The sequence below is a fragment of the Hyphomicrobiaceae bacterium genome (assembly GCA_041397645.1).
In the GTDB taxonomy this organism is placed as follows: Bacteria; Pseudomonadota; Alphaproteobacteria; order Rhizobiales; family Hyphomicrobiaceae; genus Hyphomicrobium_B.
Map to the genome: position 1 here is coordinate 1251084 of JAWKWE010000004.1, position 19276 is coordinate 1270359.

Below are 19276 nucleotides of genomic sequence, written 5' to 3' on the forward strand. Positions count from 1 at the left end.
CTGTGATGTGAATCTGCAACACGCAGTTCTTGCTGGCGCCTCTGTGGGTTGGCGGCTTTAGCCGTTTGGCGATTTGAACATCGCAGGCGCTCGGTTGTAAGCTGTGGGAAAAGAAAAACGATAGCCAATCTGGAAGCGCGCAAGGACGGTGAATAAAGGCATGGGCATAGATACTTTGCAGTCCCTGGAGGCTGGAAATTTCACCCGCGCGCTGGAAATCCTAGCGCAAAAGTTCCCGAGCAAAATTGCTCGCGGTGAGGCCATCCGGCGTCAACACGCCAGTACGTTGACCTTTCACCCGGCCGAACTTCCCGACGCCGTGATCTGGCCGGAGAGCACCAAAGAGGTGGCCGAAATCGTCTCCGTTGCTGCGGCCGAGCGGATGCCAATCATACCTTTCGGCGGCGGAACATCGCTTGAGGGGCACGTCAATGCTCCCAAGGGGGGACTCTCTATAGATCTTACCCGTATGGACAGGGTAATCGCGGTCCGGCCCCAAGATCTCGACTGTACGATCGAGGCCGGGGTATCGCGGCGGCGTCTGAACCAAGAGCTGAGGGACACCGGGCTTTTCTTCCCGGTTGATCCAGGTGCCGAAGAAGCAACGTTGGGTGGTATGGCGGCGACCCGCGCCTCCGGCACGACCACGGTGCGGTATGGGTCGATGCGCGACAACGTCATCAATCTTACGGCCGTCCTTGCCAATGGCGAGGTGATCCAGACTGCGCGCAGGGCGCGAAAATCGTCCGCCGGTTATGATTTGACGCGCCTTCTGGTGGGCTCCGAAGGGACTTTGGGGATAATCACTGAGTTGACCTTGAAGCTTTACGGCGTGCCCGAGCACGTCGTCTCGGCGGTGGCCAGCTTTTCGGATCTCGAAGGTGCCTGCCGCGCAACCACGACCGCCATTCAATGCGGTCTCGGGCTTGCGAGGATCGAGCTCTTGGACGCCGTTCAAATTCATGCGGTCAACCAGTATTCGAAACTCGAGATGCGCGAGACGCCGACCCTTTTCCTTGAATTCCACGGTTCTCCCGTTGCCTGCGCGCAGGATGTCGAGACCTTCCGAGAGATTGCCGGCGAGGAGGGGATGATTGAACTTACGTCGGCCGCCGACGAGGATGGGCGCCGCAAGCTCTGGCGGGCCCGCCACGATGCACTGTGGGCAGCCAAGACCGTCTATGCCGGTCGGCAGGTACTCGTGACGGATGTCGCCGTGCCCTTGTCGAACCTCTCTCGGGCCGTCAGCGAGACCGCTGAAGATGTCAAGAGCTCAGGTCTCACTGCCCCCATCGTAGGTCATGTCGGAGATGGCAACTTCCATGCGATCCTCGCTTTTGACGACACCAACCCCGAAGAGATAAAGCGAGTGGAAGCGTTCCTAAGCCGTCTGGTGTCACGGGCTCTTGCGCTCGATGGCACGGCGACAGGCGAGCATGGTATCGGTCAGGGAAAGCGGCGTTTTCTTGCCGAAGAACATGGGCCGGCCGTTGCGGTGATGCGGTCGATCAAGGCGGCGTTGGATCCGCACAACATCTTCAATCCGGGCAAGATACTCTGAAATTCGCCTGTCCCGATTGACCTTTCATCAACGATATCTTTAGGCGGGGACGCTATGGTCTCACAAGCTGAAGGGATGTGCGCGTTTACGAGCCATTAAGTTCCGGCTCGCCGCGCATGTGCTTTCGGATGTGTATGTCCAGTCTTTCCGGCTGGAGCGTGTGAGATTGGGTGTAATGCGTACTTCTCGGCGAATGCTGAAAGACGTGCGCCGTGCTTGGTTCGCGGCGTTCTTCTTCAGCGCCTTTATCAACGTGCTGATGTTGTCGACGCCGCTTTACACCTTGCAGGTGTTCGACACGGTCGTTCCCCTCGGCTCTCTTGAAACCCTAAGCATCATTACGGCAGTTGCGGCCCTCGCAATCGGAACGCTGGCGCTGCTGGAAATCGCACGCGATATGGTTCTTCTGCGCGCGAGTATCTGGATCGATCACGAGCTTGGTCGCCACATACTAGAAAACGGTTTGAAAGCCGGGACACCTCCGCAGGAGTTCAGGCAGGCCGCCCGCGCATTGGAACAACTTCAGCAGTTCCTAGCCAGCCCGGCCGCGGGCGTCGTCATGGATGCGCCGTTCGCTCCACTGTTTTTGGTGGCTCTGTTTGCGCTAAATCCCGTCATCGGCGCTGTCGCCGTCACGGCTGCCAGTCTGCTGGCTGTGGCCGCAATTCTCCAACTCTTGCTCACCTCGCGTTTGCAGCAGGAGTGCTCAATCGCTCACGAACGTTCCGAGAAATGGTGGCGCACGGTTGCAAATCACGGGCAGCTCACCGGGGCATTCGGCATGATCATGGGGGCCACGGCTCAGTGGGAAACGTTCAATCGCGCACACATCGGCGCGGCCTATTCGCAAGGTAAGCGGGCCGCCTTCATCAAGGCGATGTCGCGCAGTATCCGCATCGGTTCGCAGGTTGCCATCTACGGAGTCGGTGCTTGGCTGGTGGTCAAGACCGAGATCGCGCCGGGAGCCTTGGTTGCCTCGGCCATTCTACTTGCGCGCGCGCTCGCGCCGCTGGAAGGCTTGGTCAGCTCGGTGAAGGCCATTCGAATTGCTTTTGGAGCCTACCGTCGTCTCAAGGCTCTTCCGGATGATGCCGTCGTGCCCATCGTCACTTGCGACGACGAGACGAAAATCGAAGGACGACTGCACATCAACGAAGTGACGCACTACCATCCCGGCCGCAAGGTTCCGGCGCTGCGTCATGTCTCATTCGATCTGCCGCCTGGTGTTTCTCTTGGTATCGTTGGTCCTAACGGCGCTGGGAAATCGACGCTCGCCGCCATTCTTGCCGGCGCGATGATCCCGACCACGGGCAGCGCTTCGCTCGATGGCTTGCCGATTGCGAAATGGCAGCGTAGCGCCGGGCCAGCGCCGATCGGATATTTGGCAGATGAGCCGCTGCTGCTTGAAGGCACGGTGCATGAAAACATAGCGCGCTTCGCTGACATGAGCATGATTTCGGTTGCTCGCGCCGCCATCATGGCGGGAATGCACGAAACGCTGCAGAGCCTGCATGCGGGCTATGACACCGAAGTCGGACCGTCTGGCTCGTATTTGTCGTTTCGCGAGCGCCGCGCGGTCGCTCTATCGCGCGCAGTCGCTGGAAACCCAAAGATCATTGTTCTCGATGAGCCAGAGATTGGTTTGGATGGCGCCAGTATGCGTCGGCTGATCCGCGATCTGCACGCCCTCAAAGCGCAAGGTGTCGTGCTGGTCATTGCCACTCAAGATCCACGTCTGATGGCGCTTGTCGATAAGGTCGCGGTGTTGTCGAGCGGCGCACTTCAAACCTTCGCCGATGCACGCGATGTCAAGCAGGCCAAGCCTCACGTCGTGGCCCAGGCCGATGGATCCGATCAACCCGCCACGGTAAGGGCCGCGCTATGAGCCAATCCGAAGCCGTCAAAGCAGCCGTGGTTCCTCGCCTCGATATATCGTTGCCGCTCCGGCTGGGTATATTGGTCATCACGTTGTTCTTCGTGTTTGGCATTGGCGGAGCGGCGCTTGCGCCGATCGACAAGGGTGTCGGATTGCCCGGCACGATCATCGTTGAATCTAAGGTGAAGCCAGCCGCCCACTTGGCGGGTGGCTTGGTCCGCGAAGTCCGCGTCGTTGAAGGTCAGGAAGTCAACGAAGGCGATGTGATCGTCACTCTCAATACAGACATTCTCGATCAGCAGATGATCGCACTAAGGGCCCAGGCCAGCGCTGCGGAAAGGCAGCTGGATTTGGCTCGCCAGGAAAGCGCGACAGTTGATGATTTGGAACGACGCAAGCTCGCCGCCACTTCCAAGGCGCTCGCGCTCAGGCGCATGGTCGCCGAGATCGAGAAGGAAGTGGCGAGTGTCAATGCGCGTATTGCAGCTTCAGAAGGAGAGCTGGAACGCGCTCAGGTGAAAGCACCGGTATCCGGACGTATCCTCACGCTCAACGTTCATGCGGCCGGTGCCGTTGTTCAGCCTGGAGAAACGGTGGCTGAAATTGTGCCGCGCAGCGACAGGCTCGTGATCGAGGGCCATCTCCAGCCCAACCAGATCGAAAACGTCGTGCCCGGAATGCCTGCGAAAGTCTGGCTGACGGCTTTGAACTGGCGTGAGCAGCGGCCGATGGCGGCAAAGCTTGCGTGGATTTCGCCAGACAGCGTTGAGGACAAGCGCACCGGTGCGCCCTACTTCGTGGCGCGCGTGGAGTTGGAGGCCGACAGCGCCCGCAACGGTCCCTCGGGTCATCCAGTTCCGTTGCAGCCGGGCATGCGCGCAGAGGTGCTGCTTCTGACCGGGCAGCGCACGCTACTCGACCAGCTTATCGATCCTTTAATGCGTAACGTGCACAAAGCTTTCAACGGCTAGAAGGTCTGTGCGACATGCGTCCAAGTCTCAATATGGTTTTGTTCAACGCTGGAGGGCTGGGCGTTCTGCTATTCCTTGGCGTGTACATGGTGAACTCATTCTTCCATAAGGAAGAGATTGCGGTCTGCCAGGCTCGTTATGGAAATGGGGTGCGCTTCTCGCTGACCGGTAACAATGGCCACAAATTCACAAGTCTTGAGCTTCAGGCTCGACTGTCCTCGCGTGAATGGGGACTGCTCAACAACGCGCGCGTGGTCGAGACGCCGGACGGCAAGGCGCAGTTCCTCCAGGTGGCGCTTGGTGCTGAGGGCCAGGACGATGATGAGCAGGAAGCTGCTGGGCACGATGGGGTTGGCTTCCTCTGGAACCTCACCGATTTGAAGAACGCGCATGCCGCGTGTCTCAGCTATCGGTTGTTCTTGCCTAAGGATTTCTCATTCGACGTGCCGGGCAATCTTCCCGGCCTTTACGCCACGCGCGAGGCCGAAGACGTCGATGCCCAGGCTCTTGAGGCCGGTTTCGTTTCTCGGTTAGCCTGGCAAAAGGACGGCGACATCGGCATGACGTTTCAAAACGCCGGCAACCCCCAGTCGTGGATCGGTTCAGCCGGAAAGCAGGTTTGGCCGGTCGGCCGCTGGGTGGACGTTACGCAGGAAGTCGTTCTCAACACCCCCGGAAAGCCCAACGGTCTGATGAGGGTTTGGATCGACGGTCATCTTCAGATCGAGAAGATCGGGCTCAACCTCATCGGCAAAGAACCAATCGGACTGTCCGGAGTCGTGGCCGACTTGGGATACGCTCAAGCCAACGGTCCGAGTGGCCGGTTAACCATTTCGCCGTTTGTGGTTCAGCGCCAATAGTTTATGCAGTCGCCGCCAGCTTCTAGAGAAATGAATGGTTGACAACGGCCAAAGATGACGGATCCGTGCAACACATTGATTCGAAAATTCTGATGTGCTCCGTGGACGGCTTGCTATCCGAAAGTCCTTACTATCTAGTCTAAGAAGAATTGAGCGCCGTCCCGCTTACCCCCAAGTGGCGCCAATTCCGTTAGCCCGCGGTCTCCCCCGACCGCGGGCATTTTATTTGCAATTACTTAGACTTGCAGTGGCGGGCTCACTTTGTTGCTCAGTTGCTCTTGAAGGCCGCGCAGGCCGTAGGATGTAGGCTGATTGTCTTAACTCAGAGTTTTGTCGTGAGTTTGAAGCCCGCTGCCTGAGCCTCTTCTTCGCTGCAGAACCAGCGCTCATCCTTGATTTTACTGATTTTACGGCGGTCATAGCCTTCAGCCCACGGCATCGCGTAGACCGCGCCTCGGGAACTAACTACGCCGCGGATCGGGCAACCCTCGGGTGCGGTTTTCTTGGCCTCGTCCCATACTTTAGCGCGCCAGATCTCGGGGCGGTCGGTCTCGCCCTGCCAGATGCCGGCCTTGTTGCCACGAGCTGTTTCCTCCTCGCTGGCGTAGGGCGTGCCGAGATCGGCGCTGGCGAACGCAAATCCGGTGCGAACCATTGCGGCGGCAATGTCGAGGTCACCGGCGCGGCAATGGGCTTCAATCGGACCTTCCCCCGAACCCTGTGTGTTCAATTCGCACGCAACTTTCCGGCCCCGAACCAGGCGCCGCAATGTGCTGACCGCCGATGCGGCGCAGCCCCAGCGGCGCCCATTGCTGCGGAAACAGGGCTGGGCAGGATGCGGCGCGTCGATACCGGCGAGATGGAGTAGTTTGCCGCCAACACGCAGCCGATCACCGGAGACCACGCGCGCACGGCCAGAAACGACGGCTGGGTCGGCGTTTGCAGTGGACCTCCGTGCGCCCTCATTCATCGCACGTGCCGAACCCGATGCCCCCGCGTTTGCGGGCTGAAGTCCTGAACGCTCAGGAGAGAAAGCTGCGCCAAAGACGAAAATGGCTGCTGCGGCACCTGCCATAGGCAAAAGATAGGGTTTGATCATCCGCCAGCGGCGCGGCAGGTCGGCGCCGTACATGACGAAATCCGCCACAAGCGATTTGAGGCCATTGGGCATACTTGGGCGTGGCATCGCGGATACTGCCCGGCTTAGCAACGCAGCCGCGCCACGCACACCCCCGGCAGCTTTACGCGCACTTCCCACGGCGGCCCCGGCGATGGCGTTTCCAGCCTTGTTGGCGGCAACCGCCGCACCGTTCTTGACGGCTTCAACTTGCTCAAGTCCGGCGTTCACGCCGCGGTCACGCGCATCGCGGACTTTCGCCAGTGCCGCCATGCGCGCGTCATCCATGCGCTTCTGGCGGTCGGCCCGGCGTACGAGGATTGTGGTGCGGACATACTCGCGCCATTCGAAGCCTTCGCTGCGTTTGCGCCATCCGAACATCATGGAAAAAACCCCGCCCGTGAACCTCGTCGAATCGTTGGTGGCGAATGTCTGGAGAAATGATGGCAGGGCTTAGGCGCAGGCGCGCGTCATCCCCAGGTTCGCAGGTTCAAAACGAAGAAAATGCGCAGGCCCATCAACGATGAAGCCCTGTTTAATGATAGCCGGCGTCTTCTTTCACCTTGCCGCGGAATGTCCAGTACACGAAGGCGGTGTAGCCCAAAATGATTGGGACCATGACGAGAGTGCCAACCAGCATGAAAAGCTGCGAGGACGGCGCGGCGGCGGCCTGCCAAACGGTGACCGTGTCTGGAACGAGGAAAGGCACGTTTGAGATGACAAGGCCGACGAAGCCCAACAGGAACATGGCAATCGCCGAAACGAAAGGCTGCACATCCTTGCGCTCGATCAGGCCCCACCAGCACTTGAGGCCGGAATAGAGCGTCAGCAGCGGGATGGGTGCCAGCAGAAGGATGTTGGGCCAGGAAAACCAGACGTCGGCGATGCGCGGCAACCCGACCGCCGTCCACAGGCTGACGATGGCGATCGCGCCCAGGGTCATTACAAGCGCAAGTTCGGCCCGTGCACGGGCCCATAGCTGTAGTTCGCCTTCGGTCTTCATGACGAGCCAAGTCGAGCCCAGAAGCGCGTAACCAGCGACGAGCGACAGGCCACACATGATGGAAAAGCCCGATAGCCAGTCGAACGCGCCGCCGGAAAACTGTCCGTTCGTTACGGAGATCCCCTGCAGCAGGCCGCCCAGCACGATGCCTTGAGCGAACGTGGCGATGATGGAACCCCAGGCAAACGCCTTGTCCCAAAACTCGTGACGAGGTTTGGCGACCCAGCGGAATTCAAATGCGACACCGCGAAAGACAAGCGCCAGCAGCATGACGATGATCGGAATATATAGACCCGACATGATGATGCCGTAGGCCTTGGGAAACGCGACGAACAAGCCGCCGCCGCCAAGTATCAGCCAAGTCTCGTTGCCATCCCAGAAAGGCGCGACAGAGTTCATCATGACATCGCGCCGGCGTTCTTCTGGCGCCGACGGAAATAGAATGCCAAGACCAAGATCGAAGCCGTCGAGGATAACGTACATCGCAACTGCGACGGCGATAATCGCGGCCCATACCAGAGGCAGCCAGTAGGCGATGTCGTCCATACTATTTGCCTCCTTGAATAGCTTCGCGGGCGCTCTCGTCGGCTGCCGACAACGGTCGTGACGGCACACCCTCTTCGGTCACCAAAGACCGCCCTTCGGGTCCTTTCTCTATGAGCTTGTTGATGAGCAGCACACCCATCGAGAACACCACCGTATAGACGACGACAAACATGATGAGCGATGCGAGCACCGCCCAGAACGAGACGTTCGACACTGCGTCGGCCGTTCGAAGGATGCCATAGACCAGATAAGGCTGACGTCCCGTTTCGGTGACCCACCAACCTGCCAGGATGGCAATGAAGCCAAGGGGCCAACAATAAGTGAGGCTGGTGAGATACCAGCCCTTGTCGAAGAGCTGTCCGCGCCACCATTGCCATACACCGTATAGTCCGATTGCGATCATCAGCAGTCCGCATCCGACCATGATGCGAAAGGCGAAGAAGACGGGAATCACAGGCGGACGTTCGTCCGGCTTGAAATCTTTTAGCCCCTTGAAGGTGCCGTCGAGGCTGTGGGTGATGATGAGGCTGGCGAGGTTGGGGATGGAAATCTCGAAGTGGTTCTTTTCCTGTGCCTGGTCGGGCCAGGCAAACAGCACAAGATCGCCCGGCTTGGAGCCGTCCCAATGACCTTCCATCGCCGCGACCTTCGCAGGCTGGTGCTCGGCGGTGTTGAGTCCGTGAGCGTCGCCGATCAAAAGCTGCAAGGGCGCGAGTATGGCGACCATGCCGAGCCCCATGCGCATCATCGTCTTGGCTTCGTCGATGAAGCGGTCTCTCACGAGATAGCGCGCGCCGACCGACAATACGACGAGCGAAGTCGTGAGGTAGGCCGCTGTGAACATGTGCGCGAAGCGATAAGGGAAGCTCGGATTGAATATCGCGTTGATCCAATTGGTCGGATACGCAATGCCGTCTTTCAGTTCGAAACCGGCCGGGGTCTGCATCCAGCTATTGGCTGAAAGGATCCAGAATGCCGAGAGCGACGTGCCGATGGCAACCAGCACGGCCGCGGTAACGTGCAAGGTGGGCGAAACCCGCGTCCAGCCAAACAGCATGACGCCCAGGAACGTGGCTTCCAGAAAGAAGGCCGTCAGCACTTCATATCCGATCAGCGGTCCGACGACGTTACCTGCAACTTCGGAAAAGCGGCTCCAGTTGGTACCGAACTGATAAGATAGAACGATGCCTGAGACGACGCCCATGGCGAACGATACGGCAAAGATCTTCGTCCAGTGGCGCGCCATGCGGTGGAATTTGTCCTCCCCCGTCATGCGCCAGCGTACCAGCAAGGTGGCGATAAAGGCGGCCAAGCCGATCGTAAAGCTCGGAAAGATGATGTGGAACATCACCGTGAAGGCGAACTGGATCCGCGCCAGAAGAATTGCGTCGACGTCCATGCTGCCTCTTTCAAACCGCCGATGTTCGAGCGGCCTTATGATGGCGCGTTCGAGCCTTGGCGTCGAGCCCGCATGGCGTGACAAAATGAAAACAAAGGAGCTTACAGCGTTAACAGCTCAACGTTGGGCGAGGGCCGGGACAGGTAGCGACCACAGCGTGACGACGCCGTCTTGTCCGCCAGTGATAAGTTGACGACCTTCAGTATCGAAAGCCAGCGTCTTGGCGCCATGTTCCAAGCCGCTCAGTGTCCAGTAGGGGCGAGCGCTTTTCAGCCCCCGCACCCGAACACTGCCGTCCTCTGCTGCCGACGCAAGCAGACGCCCATCGGGAGAGAAAGTCAGTGCGGTAACACGCGCGCGGTGCGCGGTGAACGTGCGCAGCGGGCGGCGCGTCGACCGAGACCACAATCGCACCGCTCCATCCAGCGTGCCAGCCGCAACCAGACCGCCATCGTCGGTGACGGCGAGGGCTGAAACATAGTCGGAGTGGTTGCGGTAGGTCGCTTTGACCTCGCCGGTTTCCATATTCCAGAGCTTCACGGTCTTATCGGCGCCGCCAGAGGCAAGCCATGTGCCGGAGGGATCGGTTGCAAGCGCCTGCACGGCGTTGGCATGTCCCTCAAGAACGGTGATGGGCGCCGTTTCCGACGAAGTTTGCCAGAGCGCTACGACCCAGTCGTGCCCGGCAGCGGCGATGTGGTCCTGCGAACCGACGAAAACAGCAGCCCAGACTGCCGCGTCATTGCGTTTGAAGCGATAAAGCCGTTGCTGTTTGTCGAGATCCCACACATTGACGCTGCCGTTGGAATGGGTCGTAAGGGCGCGATTGTTGCGGATGTCGAGCGAATTTGCCGGGCCATCATCCATGTAGATGGCGCCTGCCTGGGCATGAGTTTCACGGAACCAGATTTTGAGAACTCGATCATCGCCGGCGGTTACGATCAAGCGGCCATCGCCTGACAGCGCAATTTTCTCGATCGCGCCGTCGTGCGCCTTGAAGCTGCCGGCAACATTCAATCCGTTGTCATTCTCTGTCCGCGAGATTGCACCCGTTGTGATGGTGCTGGTCTGCGGTTTCGCGAGCAGACGCGGTAGGTCGTTTCGAAACACTAAGATCCCGGCGACGATGCAGGCGGCCATGGTAAGTTTTGTCGGCAGGCCCTTCGTCCAACGGCGCTTGCGGGCCACATCCGGTGCTGGCTTGAGCTTCTTGCGCTCGAGCATCCGCCCCGATTTCGCAGCATCGGCGCGTGCGTTTCGTTGTGTCTTTGCCTTCTTTCGGTCCGCTGCCTTGGCTGCAGCGGGCTGTGCAGCCTCTTTCCCGGGGGGTGCGAGCGCTGCGGCAATCGCACGTGTGCGCGCGCCAGCAGCGATGTTCGTGTCCTTGGCTGCGGACGAAGCCAACTGCGTTGCAGCTTGTGCAGCATCGGCGGCATTCGGCTTTGACGCTTTTGCGTTTGAATTCGCAACGGCTGGGGCACGCAACCCTTCGACGAAGTCGAGAAGTTTGCCTGCTGGACCCGGTGTGTCGGGTGGTGGCGGTACGACGGATGTCGCGTCTTTTTCAGCAAGCTCGGCCGGGGCCTGCCGTCGCGTACGTTTGGCGGCCTCTTCATTGGACTCGCGCATGCGCGACAGGAAGCCGGGCTTTTTCGGCTCGGGGGCCAGAAGCGCGCCGCGCCAGGCGGCGATCGTTTGCGGACGCGCATCCGTCGCGAGTGCGAGGCCGCGATCTATCGCATCGAGGAATGTCGAGCGATAGGAACTCAACGCCGCTTGGCCCGATGGTACGAACTCGTCGTTCAACATGCGCGACGGCGAGTCGGGCGGGCGTTTGCCGGTCATTGCGTGATAGAGCGTAGCAGCAAGTGCGTAGATGTCGGTCCATGGACCTTGCTGGCGGCTGGTCTCGGCGTACTGTTCGTAAGGGCTGTAGCCGGGCTTGACGAGGGCCGAGACGGTCTTGGTCTTGGAGTGGGCTGCAATGTCACCGCGCGCTGCGCCGAAATCGATAAGTACGGGCTCTCCCGACTTGCGGATAATGATATTGTCCGGCGCGATATCGCGATGCAGGAAGTCGGCCTTGTGGATGGTCTCCAGCGCGTCAAGCAGCGGCGCGATGATGCGATCCAACTCTTTCTGGCGCGGCGCGCGGCCGAGCGATTTGAGCCAGGACTTAAGGCTTTGTCCCTCTTCCCAGTGCAGAACCATGTAGGCGGTGTTGTTGGCTCTGAAGGTTCGGTAGACGCGCACGATGTTGGGATGATCGAACTTGGCGAGGGTCTGCGCTTCTTCGATGAAGCGGTCGAGGCCCCATTGGTAGTCCTTGGCGCTCGCCTGCGACCGGGGACCGGCTTCCACACCGTGGATGCGCGCTGCGAAGTCTGCGGGAAAATATTCCTTGATAGTAACAAGCCGTGCCAGAGCGGTCTCGTGGGCAAGATAGGTCACGCCGAAGCCGCCTGCGCCAAGCACACGGTCGATGCGAAAATCGCCAGCCAGCTCCGTCGCGCTTTCAAGCGCGTTGAAAGTTGTCATCCGCGGCTTCTGCCCTGCATATGCCCAAGTCTCCGCAAACTCGAGCCTATCGCTTGTTTGATACGGCCTCGCAACGACGCATCACACAAACGCTGCCCTGCAATGAATCGTTTCGCGCAAGAATATGGCATTGAGTGGGGCAATGAACCAGAGATGAACAAATCCTCAATGTGTCTCTTTCCGGCCATGTTGCTGCCTGCTTCGCCGGGCCAAATCGCGTGTGATTTGGAGCGGTGGACGACATGCGCCAGCAACACGTGGCTCGCCACGACGTAGCTCGAACACAAAACCAGCAAGTCTTGACGGTGATTGTTGTCGCGCTGGCCGTTTCGAGCGGTTCACCAGCGATAGCATCAACAGCGCAAGAAGGGCGAATGGGGGGCCGCATTGCTGAATTGTTGGCGCACGGAATAGATGTCGCCGGATGGTCGATTGCAGCAGGATATAGAGCTGCGCCAGCACTTATGCTCGGTTTGGCTACGCTTCTTGCTGTGCCGGCCATTTCTCTCGCCAGCCGTTTGGTTTGCGCACTTAATCGACGGTCGTTGCTGGCGAGGATCGAGTCCGAAAGCAGCGCGCACAATGGCGATGACGCGCTTCCCTCATTGCCGGGACATGCTTTTGTGGAGTTGATGGATTCTGAAGAGGGAGCAACGCGGAGCGCTTCATGCGCGCGCTATGCCATCCTTCACGACATGCTGCGCATTGGACGTGAGGAAGACAATGATGTCCGCCTCACGGAGGCCGCCGTGCATCGCTACCACGCGGCCATTCTACGCGAGGACTTCGGTAGCTACAGGATCACCGATCTTTCCGGGATCGAAGGCAATGGCGTGCGCGTCAACGGTCAGCCTTGCGAGGACGTACGCCTACGCGATGGTGACCTAATCGAGTTGGGGCCGGGGCGCCTGCGTTTCCATGCAGGCCTTGTTTAGCGTGTGTCGACGGCAGCCAAGTCTCATAGCGTTCAAAGCGTTTCAAATGAATTTCAACCTCAAGGAGGGACCTATGTCGATTGAGCGGGGCGAGGACACTGCAGGACGGGCAGCAGCAAGAGCGCCCAAGTCCGGTAGTCTCCTGGGCTCACTGAAGGATGCCTTGCGTGCAGCCGGGCGCGAAGACGCTGAAAACGGCAGTGGGCCCGTGCTGGTAACGCCGATCCGGTCCGTGGCGCTGGTGCCGGCTGCGCGGCCTGCGTCGGCGACTGTCGCTTCTTCGGGCAACGATAGCGACAACGGCGAAACGCATGGGTTGCGAAGCGCATCGACGCCCAACGCATCCCTGCAAGGCTCGATGAGTGCAGCCGAGGCAGCACGCCACGCCCGTACGATTTCGGTCCCCCCGGCGCATATTGAACATGAACCGATCGTGCCTGCCGATCCGCCGACAACCCGCGTTGTTCGCCGGGAGACGCCTCCCGTTGTCCCTGTGGAGCCCGAAGAACCGCGCACGCGCCTTGTTCGCGGCCGGCAAAACATTGTGCGCGACACCTTTGCACAGGATCCTGTCGTTGGCTTCTTGATCGTGGTGGGCGGCCCTGGGCTTGGCGCGTCACGGCCCATTTTCGAGGGCAACAATACTATCGGGCGTTCACGATCGAACCGAATTGCGCTCGATTTCGGCGATGAAACCATTTCATCCGAGGAGCAGGCCTATATTCGGTACGATTCCACCGATCGGTCTTTCCTCTTTGTGCCGAACCTTGCTAAAACCAACGTCGTGTCCGTGAATGAGAAGCGTCCGGCTGGCGCCGTGGAGCTAAAACCCATGGACATCGTGACGTTCGGGCGCACGCAGGTTGCCTTTCTCCCATTCTGCGGACCGGAGTTCGACTGGTCCGAGATTTCTGACGCCAAGGACGAATGACGTCATACGAGTGTGCTGTCGCCGCGACACAAGGATCGCGGGATTATCAAGAAGATACAGCTGCGTTTCGGCCGCTTGGGGCGGCTGAGCCTGTTGATTTTCTGTCCGAGCTTGCGGATAGGGCCGCCTTCTCCAATGGAGACGGCGGCTTTGCCGTGCTGGCGGACGGTATGGGCGGGCACACGGGCGGCGCGTTGGCCAGCCGCATGGTTTGTGAGCAATTCCTGGCGGCGGCATCGGGTCCGGAGTCCCATGCTCTCGATCTTCCATCGCGTCTGAAGGCCGGCCTCGAAGCGGCCAACGGAGCGTTGGCAGCGAAAGTCGATGATAATCCACTATTATCGGGGATGGGATCGACACTGGTGGGTGTGGCGTTCTCTACCAAGGGTCTGGAATGGATCAGCGTGGGCGACAGTCCACTCTATCTTTACCGCCGCGGTGAAGTTGCGATTCTCAACGAGGATCACTCGCTGGCGCCGGAACTTGATCGTCTGGTGGCGGCGGGGCGGTTGACTGAGGAAGAGGCGCGGCGCGATCCACGACGACATATGTTGCGTTCCGCCGTGACGGGTGACGAGATCGATATGATCGACACATCGAAACGGCCGCTCGCTCTGGAAGCGGGTGATTACGTCGTGCTGGCGAGTGACGGCGTTGAAACTCTGGATGCGGTGGAAATCGCCCGCATCATTCAAGGTTACGCAGCCGATGGGGCAGAAGCGGTCGCAAAGGCGCTCATTCGCGGCGTTGAGGCGTTGCGAGAACCCTATCAAGACAACGCCACCGTGCTCGTGGTTCACGCAATAGGTTGAAATCAGTCCATTCAATTGGGCGGCACGCCGAACCAATTAAATCGGTTCGCGCCGGCGTCTACTCTTTCTGCGGCGGGATTGGTATTCCTGCCTGCACGGCTTTTCGAATGTGGTCGGCAACGTTCGGATGTTGGATTTCTATGCGGTGGAAGTCCTCTTTGTGCAGCTTCAGAAGTCTCGTCTTCGACATTGTTATGAACGAGCCTGAATGCACGTTGTTCTCAAGCATGGCATTCGCGCCGAAGAATTCTCCGGTCTTGAAGCTTGTTCTTCCTTCGGCGTGCAAATGATCGACCTTGCCGGAGGCAACGAAATACATCGCGTCGCCCGGCGAGCCGCGCGCAAGGACTTCAGCATTAGCCGGTAAATTATGTGCCTGGAGCATCGGCATGATCTCGGCTGCCTGCTTTGCTTCCAGGCCCGATAGTATCGGTACACGCGACATCATCGACCATGTGACGACGAAATCGCGTCGCTGCAACTCCTGCGCAAAGCCCGTCGAGATGATCGCAACCGGCAATGCCAGGATGCTGAGGCCGATAACCATCGTGAGACCGCCCACGACTCGTCCCATCGCAGTGACGGGCACGACGTCTCCGTATCCGACTGTGGTCAAAGTGGCGATCGACCACCATGCGGCTTCGGGGATCGAACCGAACTTGTCGGGCTGTGCCGCATTTTCCAGGTGATACATCACGGTGGACGAAAACAGTATGGCCATCGCCAAAAGCAGGCAGGCCCCTAAGAGTGCCCTGCTCTCGTTCTGCAAAACACGGATCAACGTATGCATGGCCGGCGAGTAGCGCGACAACTTGAGGAAGCGCAGCAGACGCAGAACGCGCAACATGCCGAGGTCAAGAGCCATGAACCTGCTGAGATAGAACGGTAGGATGGCCAGGAGGTCGATGATGAGGGCCGGGCTGTGTGCCAGTGTCAGTCGTGCGCGACTGGCTTTCATGCGCGCCAGAAACGGGACCTCGACGGCCGTCCACAACCGCAGCATGTACTCGACCGTGAAAACGCCGACCGTGAAGAACTCGAAGTTCGACAACCAGCGTCCATATTCAGCGCGAACGCTGGGAACGGTCTCCAGTACGACGGCAGCAACGTTCAATAGGATCAGGGAGACGATCGTAATGTCGAAGATCCGGCTGCCGCGCGTTTCGCCCTGACCGCCTTCAATCACGTCGTAGACTTTGGCGCGCAGTGTCCGTCTATGGTTGGAGAGCCACGGCAAGTTTGCCTTGGAGGCGATGGCCGCTAGGCGCAAACCAGAATGGCGCTGGATTCCCTCCGCCGTCCTTGAAACGTGCTCTTGCAACAGAACTCTCCCTACTGCGAAAGACCTCGCCGTGCAGCATTCCGCCGCGCATCACCCCTCAAACACTTTACCGCGTTGGGCTCGAGATGTTCCAGTGACCCTGCCTATAAGTGTTGAAAGACTCAGATTCTGGATTTAACCCGCTGATTTAACGATTGTATTTTGTTCTTGGGCGGAATGCCGTCTGTGCTGAAGCGTGGCGTATCTGAGGCCAAAAGCCGGCCCCCGCGACTTTGTGCGCATCGAGGTCGAAATTTGGGCTGAGGTGCTTGGCTCGGCTCGCACGAAAGTACAATATCCCCGGCGTCTCGCGCAGTCGTGGGCCCATGGCCGGGCTTTAAAGCTGTGTCGAACCGAACCTTTCCATCGTCAGCAGGCGATCGGAGGGCGCAATCATAAGAACCGTGGAGGAACCCGAGCCGTGTCCGTCAAGTCTGACATTGAAATTGCACGCGAAGCCAAACAGCAGCCGATTGCCGATGTGGCCGCCAAGGTTGGCATCCCTGCCGAAGCGCTCATCCCATATGGATGGACCAAGGCGAAGGTTTCCTTCGATTACATCAATAAAATTCAGGGCAACAAAGACGGCAAACTGATCCTGGTGACCGCCATCAGCCCGACGCCGGCGGGCGAGGGCAAGACAACGACCACCGTGGGTTTATCCGATGGCCTCAACCACATCGGAAAAAAGGCGATTGCCGCATTGCGCGAGCCCTCCCTTGGGCCTTGCTTCGGCGTGAAGGGCGGCGCGGCAGGCGGCGGCTATGCGCAGGTCGTGCCGATGGAGGACATCAACCTCCATTTCACGGGCGACTTTCACGCGATTACAAGCGCGCACAATCTGCTGGCTGCGATGCTCGACAATCATATTTATTGGGGTAACGCGCTCGGCATCGATCAGCGCCGCGTCCAGTACAAGCGCGTGCTCGATATGAACGATCGCGCGCTGCGCTCCATCGTCAATTCTCTGGGCGGCGTGTCAAATGGCTTCCCGCGTCAGGACGGCTTCGACATCACCGTCGCGTCGGAGGTGATGGCGATTTTGTGCCTCTCCAAGGATCTCAAGGATCTGGAGACGCGGCTCGGAAACATCATCGTGGCCTATTCGCGCGACAAGAAGCCCATTCGAGCGCGCGATCTGAAGGCCGACGGCGCTATGACCGTGTTGCTGAAAGATGCTTTGCAGCCAAACATGGTGCAGACACTGGAGAACAATCCGGTGTTCATCCACGGTGGACCATTCGCTAACATTGCGCATGGCTGCAACTCGGTGCTCGCGACCAAGACGGCTTTGAAGCTCGCCGACTACGTTGTGACCGAGGCCGGTTTCGGCGCTGACCTTGGCGCTGAGAAGTTCTTCGATATCAAGTGCCGCAAGGCGGGCATTGCGCCTTCGGCCGTTGTCATCGTTGCGACGGTGCGCGCGCTCAAGATGCACGGTGGCGTCGCCAAAGACGACCTGAAGAACGAAAACGCGGCTGCAGTCGCCAAGGGTTGCGACAACCTCAAGCGGCACATCGAGAACGTCAACAAGTTCGGCGTTCCGGCTGTGGTTGCGGTGAACAAGTTCATCACCGACACGGACGCCGAGATTGCTGAAGTAATGAAAGCAGCAGAGAGCATGGGCACTAAAGCATTCATGTGCACGCACTGGGCCGACGGTGGCAAAGGGACAGAGGGACTTGCAAAGCACGTCGTCGAGGTCATTGCTGAAGGTAAGGCGAATTTCAAGCCGCTCTATCCCGACGAGATGCCGCTCAAGGAAAAGGTCCGCACCATCGCCAAGGAAATCTACCGCGCCGCGGATATTTCTTGCGACGGCTCGGTGGAGACCCAGTTTAAGGATCTTGAGGCGGCAGGTTTTGGAAATCTGCCCGTTTGCATGGCTAAGACCCAGTATTCGTTCTCGACCGACCCCAGCAAGCGCGGCGCGCCGACCGGCCATATCGTGCCGATCCGCGAACTTCGACTTTCGGCGGGTGCGGAATTCGTTGTGGTGGTTACCGGCGAGATCATGACCATGCCGGGCTTGCCCAAGGTTCCGTCAGCCGATTCGATCCGTTTGGACGATAAAGGTCTCATACAGGGCCTGTTCTGAGGCCTTTGGCGTGAAGCTGTCATGCGGGGCGGACCATGCACGGTCCGCCCCGTTTTCTGTTATAGGGACGCCGGGCGCAGCTTCTGATCCGCGCTCCCCGTTCGGAACTCTCAGCTGATGCCCCTTCTTTTCGTGCTCGCGGCGAGTTGCCTCGTCAGCGCCATGACCATGCGGATCATCGATCCGGTTGTCCCTGCCATCGCGCGCGATCTGTCGATCAGCGCGCAGACGGTCGCGCTATTGGCGTCCGCATTCACGCTGCCCTATGCGGTCTTCCAGCCTGTTCTGGGATCTCTGGGAGACGCAGTCGGCAAGGCACTCATCATCAAGATCAGTCTCGCCATCGTCATCGTGTGCCTTGTCGTTGGCGCGATGGCGCCCAGTATCGATGTGCTGTTCGCCGCCCGCATCGTCGGAGGCGCGGCAGGGGGCGGAATCATTCCTTTGGCCTTTGCCATGGTCGGTGATCGTTTCGACTTCCAAAATCGTCAGGTGGCACTGTCGCGCCTGCTCGCTGCGATCATCTCAGGGCAACTGTTGGGGTCGATCGGCTCGGGAGTTCTTGCCAGTTACACCAGCTGGCGCTTTTCGATGGCTGTTGGCGCGGTGTTGGCGGCTGCGGCCCTCGCGCTCACCGTCTGGCAGCTGCAGCCGCGCACCAAACCGGTGCGTACGCGATTCACGTTGGCCCTTATGCGCGAAGGGTATGCGCAAGTGCTGTCGAACCCACGGGCCGCCGTCTGCTTCATGGCGGTGTTCGTGGAGGGCGTTGTGCTATTCGGGCTTTTCCCCTACATCGCGATCCTGTTGGAGGCGCGGGGAGCCGGTGGTCTGCGCGAAGCAGGTTTGGTGCTGGCCGGGTTCGGCCTTGGCGGTTTTCTTTACACGGCGCTGGTTTCGTCGATCTTGCCGAGGATGGGATTGTTGAATCTCATAAGAGCCGGTGGCGTGGTTTGCGGCATCGGCTTTTGCGGATTGGCGGTGGGGCTGTCTTGGCCAGCCGAAATGGCGGCTTTTCTGGTCGTGGGCGTTGGATTTTATATGATCCATAACTCGCTTCAGACACAGGCCACTGAGCTTGCGCCAAACAATCGTGGGGCGGCGGTGGCCGCGCACGCTTTCTGCTTTTTTCTGGGGCAGGCGGCAGGTCCGATTATTTACGGCCTATCTCTGCCTGCGCTGGGCTCAACGGCAACGTTGTTCGTGGCTGGCGCAATTGTCGGCGGGCTTGGCTTTGCTACCGCCTGGGGGCTCATCCGGCGCGGTGTTCCCGCCTGAGATAAGCCGGCAACGCTCACGAAATTGTTC

Annotated in this window: 14 protein-coding genes; 9 read left to right on the plus strand and 5 right to left on the minus strand. The window is 59.5% G+C overall.

What is annotated here, in order from left to right; all coding sequences use genetic code 11:
- The first annotated feature begins 148 nt into the window (after positions 1 to 148).
- The 4 genes from R3D51_05785 (at position 149) to R3D51_05800 (ending at position 5268) form a co-directional block, all read left to right on the plus strand.
- Positions 149 to 1561 (plus strand): FAD-linked oxidase C-terminal domain-containing protein, encoded by a 1413-nt coding sequence (locus R3D51_05785; protein MEZ5898986.1) that lies wholly within the window; start codon positions 149 to 151, stop codon positions 1559 to 1561.
- 175 nt (positions 1562 to 1736) lie between these two features.
- Positions 1737 to 3446: an ATP-binding cassette domain-containing protein gene (locus R3D51_05790; protein MEZ5898987.1), complete on the plus strand. Its 1710-nt coding sequence runs from the start codon at positions 1737 to 1739 to the stop codon at positions 3444 to 3446.
- A complete protein-coding gene (locus tag R3D51_05795; GenBank protein MEZ5898988.1) occupies positions 3443 to 4408 on the plus strand; it encodes an HlyD family efflux transporter periplasmic adaptor subunit in 966 nt (321 codons plus the stop codon). The genes R3D51_05790 and R3D51_05795 overlap by 4 nt, the downstream gene beginning before the upstream one ends.
- 14 nt (positions 4409 to 4422) lie before the next feature.
- Complete coding sequence (locus tag R3D51_05800) at positions 4423 to 5268, plus strand: hypothetical protein (GenBank protein MEZ5898989.1); 846 nt, start codon at positions 4423 to 4425, stop codon at positions 5266 to 5268.
- Between the two features lie 322 nt (positions 5269 to 5590).
- Here the strand turns inward: R3D51_05800 and R3D51_05805 are convergent, their stop codons facing one another.
- The 4 genes from R3D51_05805 to R3D51_05820 form a co-directional block, all read right to left on the minus strand.
- Positions 5591 to 6769 (minus strand): thermonuclease family protein, encoded by a 1179-nt coding sequence (locus R3D51_05805; GenBank protein ID MEZ5898990.1) that lies wholly within the window; start codon positions 6767 to 6769, stop codon positions 5591 to 5593.
- Between the two features lie 151 nt (positions 6770 to 6920).
- Complete coding sequence (gene cydB, locus R3D51_05810) at positions 6921 to 7934, minus strand: cytochrome d ubiquinol oxidase subunit II (protein ID MEZ5898991.1); 1014 nt, start codon at positions 7932 to 7934, stop codon at positions 6921 to 6923.
- A gap of 1 nt (position 7935) precedes the next feature.
- Positions 7936 to 9333, minus strand: a complete 1398-nt coding sequence (locus R3D51_05815) for a cytochrome ubiquinol oxidase subunit I (protein MEZ5898992.1) — start codon at positions 9331 to 9333, stop codon at positions 7936 to 7938.
- 117 nt (positions 9334 to 9450) lie between these two features.
- Entirely contained in the window at positions 9451 to 11871 is a 2421-nt protein-coding gene (locus tag R3D51_05820) for a serine/threonine-protein kinase (GenBank protein ID MEZ5898993.1), read from the minus strand.
- 374 nt (positions 11872 to 12245) lie between these two features.
- Here R3D51_05820 and R3D51_05825 point away from each other — a divergent pair, with 374 nt between their 5' ends.
- The 3 genes from R3D51_05825 to R3D51_05835 all read left to right on the plus strand — a co-directional run bounded on the left by R3D51_05825 (position 12246) and on the right by R3D51_05835 (position 14549).
- The gene (locus tag R3D51_05825; GenBank protein MEZ5898994.1) at positions 12246 to 12806 is read left to right on the plus strand and encodes an FHA domain-containing protein; all 561 of its coding nucleotides are present in this window, start codon (positions 12246 to 12248) and stop codon (positions 12804 to 12806) included.
- Between the two features lie 73 nt (positions 12807 to 12879).
- Positions 12880 to 13737: an FHA domain-containing protein gene (locus tag R3D51_05830; GenBank protein MEZ5898995.1), complete on the plus strand. Its 858-nt coding sequence runs from the start codon at positions 12880 to 12882 to the stop codon at positions 13735 to 13737.
- On the plus strand, positions 13734 to 14549 hold the full coding sequence (locus R3D51_05835) for a SpoIIE family protein phosphatase (protein MEZ5898996.1): 816 nt from the start codon (positions 13734 to 13736) through the stop codon (positions 14547 to 14549). The genes R3D51_05830 and R3D51_05835 overlap by 4 nt, the downstream gene beginning before the upstream one ends.
- Positions 14550 to 14607: 58 nt before the next feature.
- Here the strand turns inward: R3D51_05835 and R3D51_05840 are convergent, their stop codons facing one another.
- On the minus strand, positions 14608 to 15870 hold the full coding sequence (locus R3D51_05840) for a cyclic nucleotide-gated ion channel (protein ID MEZ5898997.1): 1263 nt from the start codon (positions 15868 to 15870) through the stop codon (positions 14608 to 14610).
- A 421-nt stretch (positions 15871 to 16291) separates the two neighbouring features.
- Between R3D51_05840 and R3D51_05845 the strand changes: the two genes are divergently transcribed.
- Together R3D51_05845 and R3D51_05850 are read left to right on the plus strand one after the other, a co-directional pair.
- Positions 16292 to 17968 carry a formate--tetrahydrofolate ligase gene (locus R3D51_05845; GenBank protein ID MEZ5898998.1) on the plus strand — a complete coding sequence of 559 codons (1677 nt, stop codon included), beginning with the start codon at positions 16292 to 16294 and terminating at the stop codon, positions 17966 to 17968.
- A gap of 117 nt (positions 17969 to 18085) precedes the next feature.
- Positions 18086 to 19246: an MFS transporter gene (locus R3D51_05850; GenBank protein ID MEZ5898999.1), complete on the plus strand. Its 1161-nt coding sequence runs from the start codon at positions 18086 to 18088 to the stop codon at positions 19244 to 19246.
- Positions 19247 to 19276 lie beyond the last annotated feature (30 nt).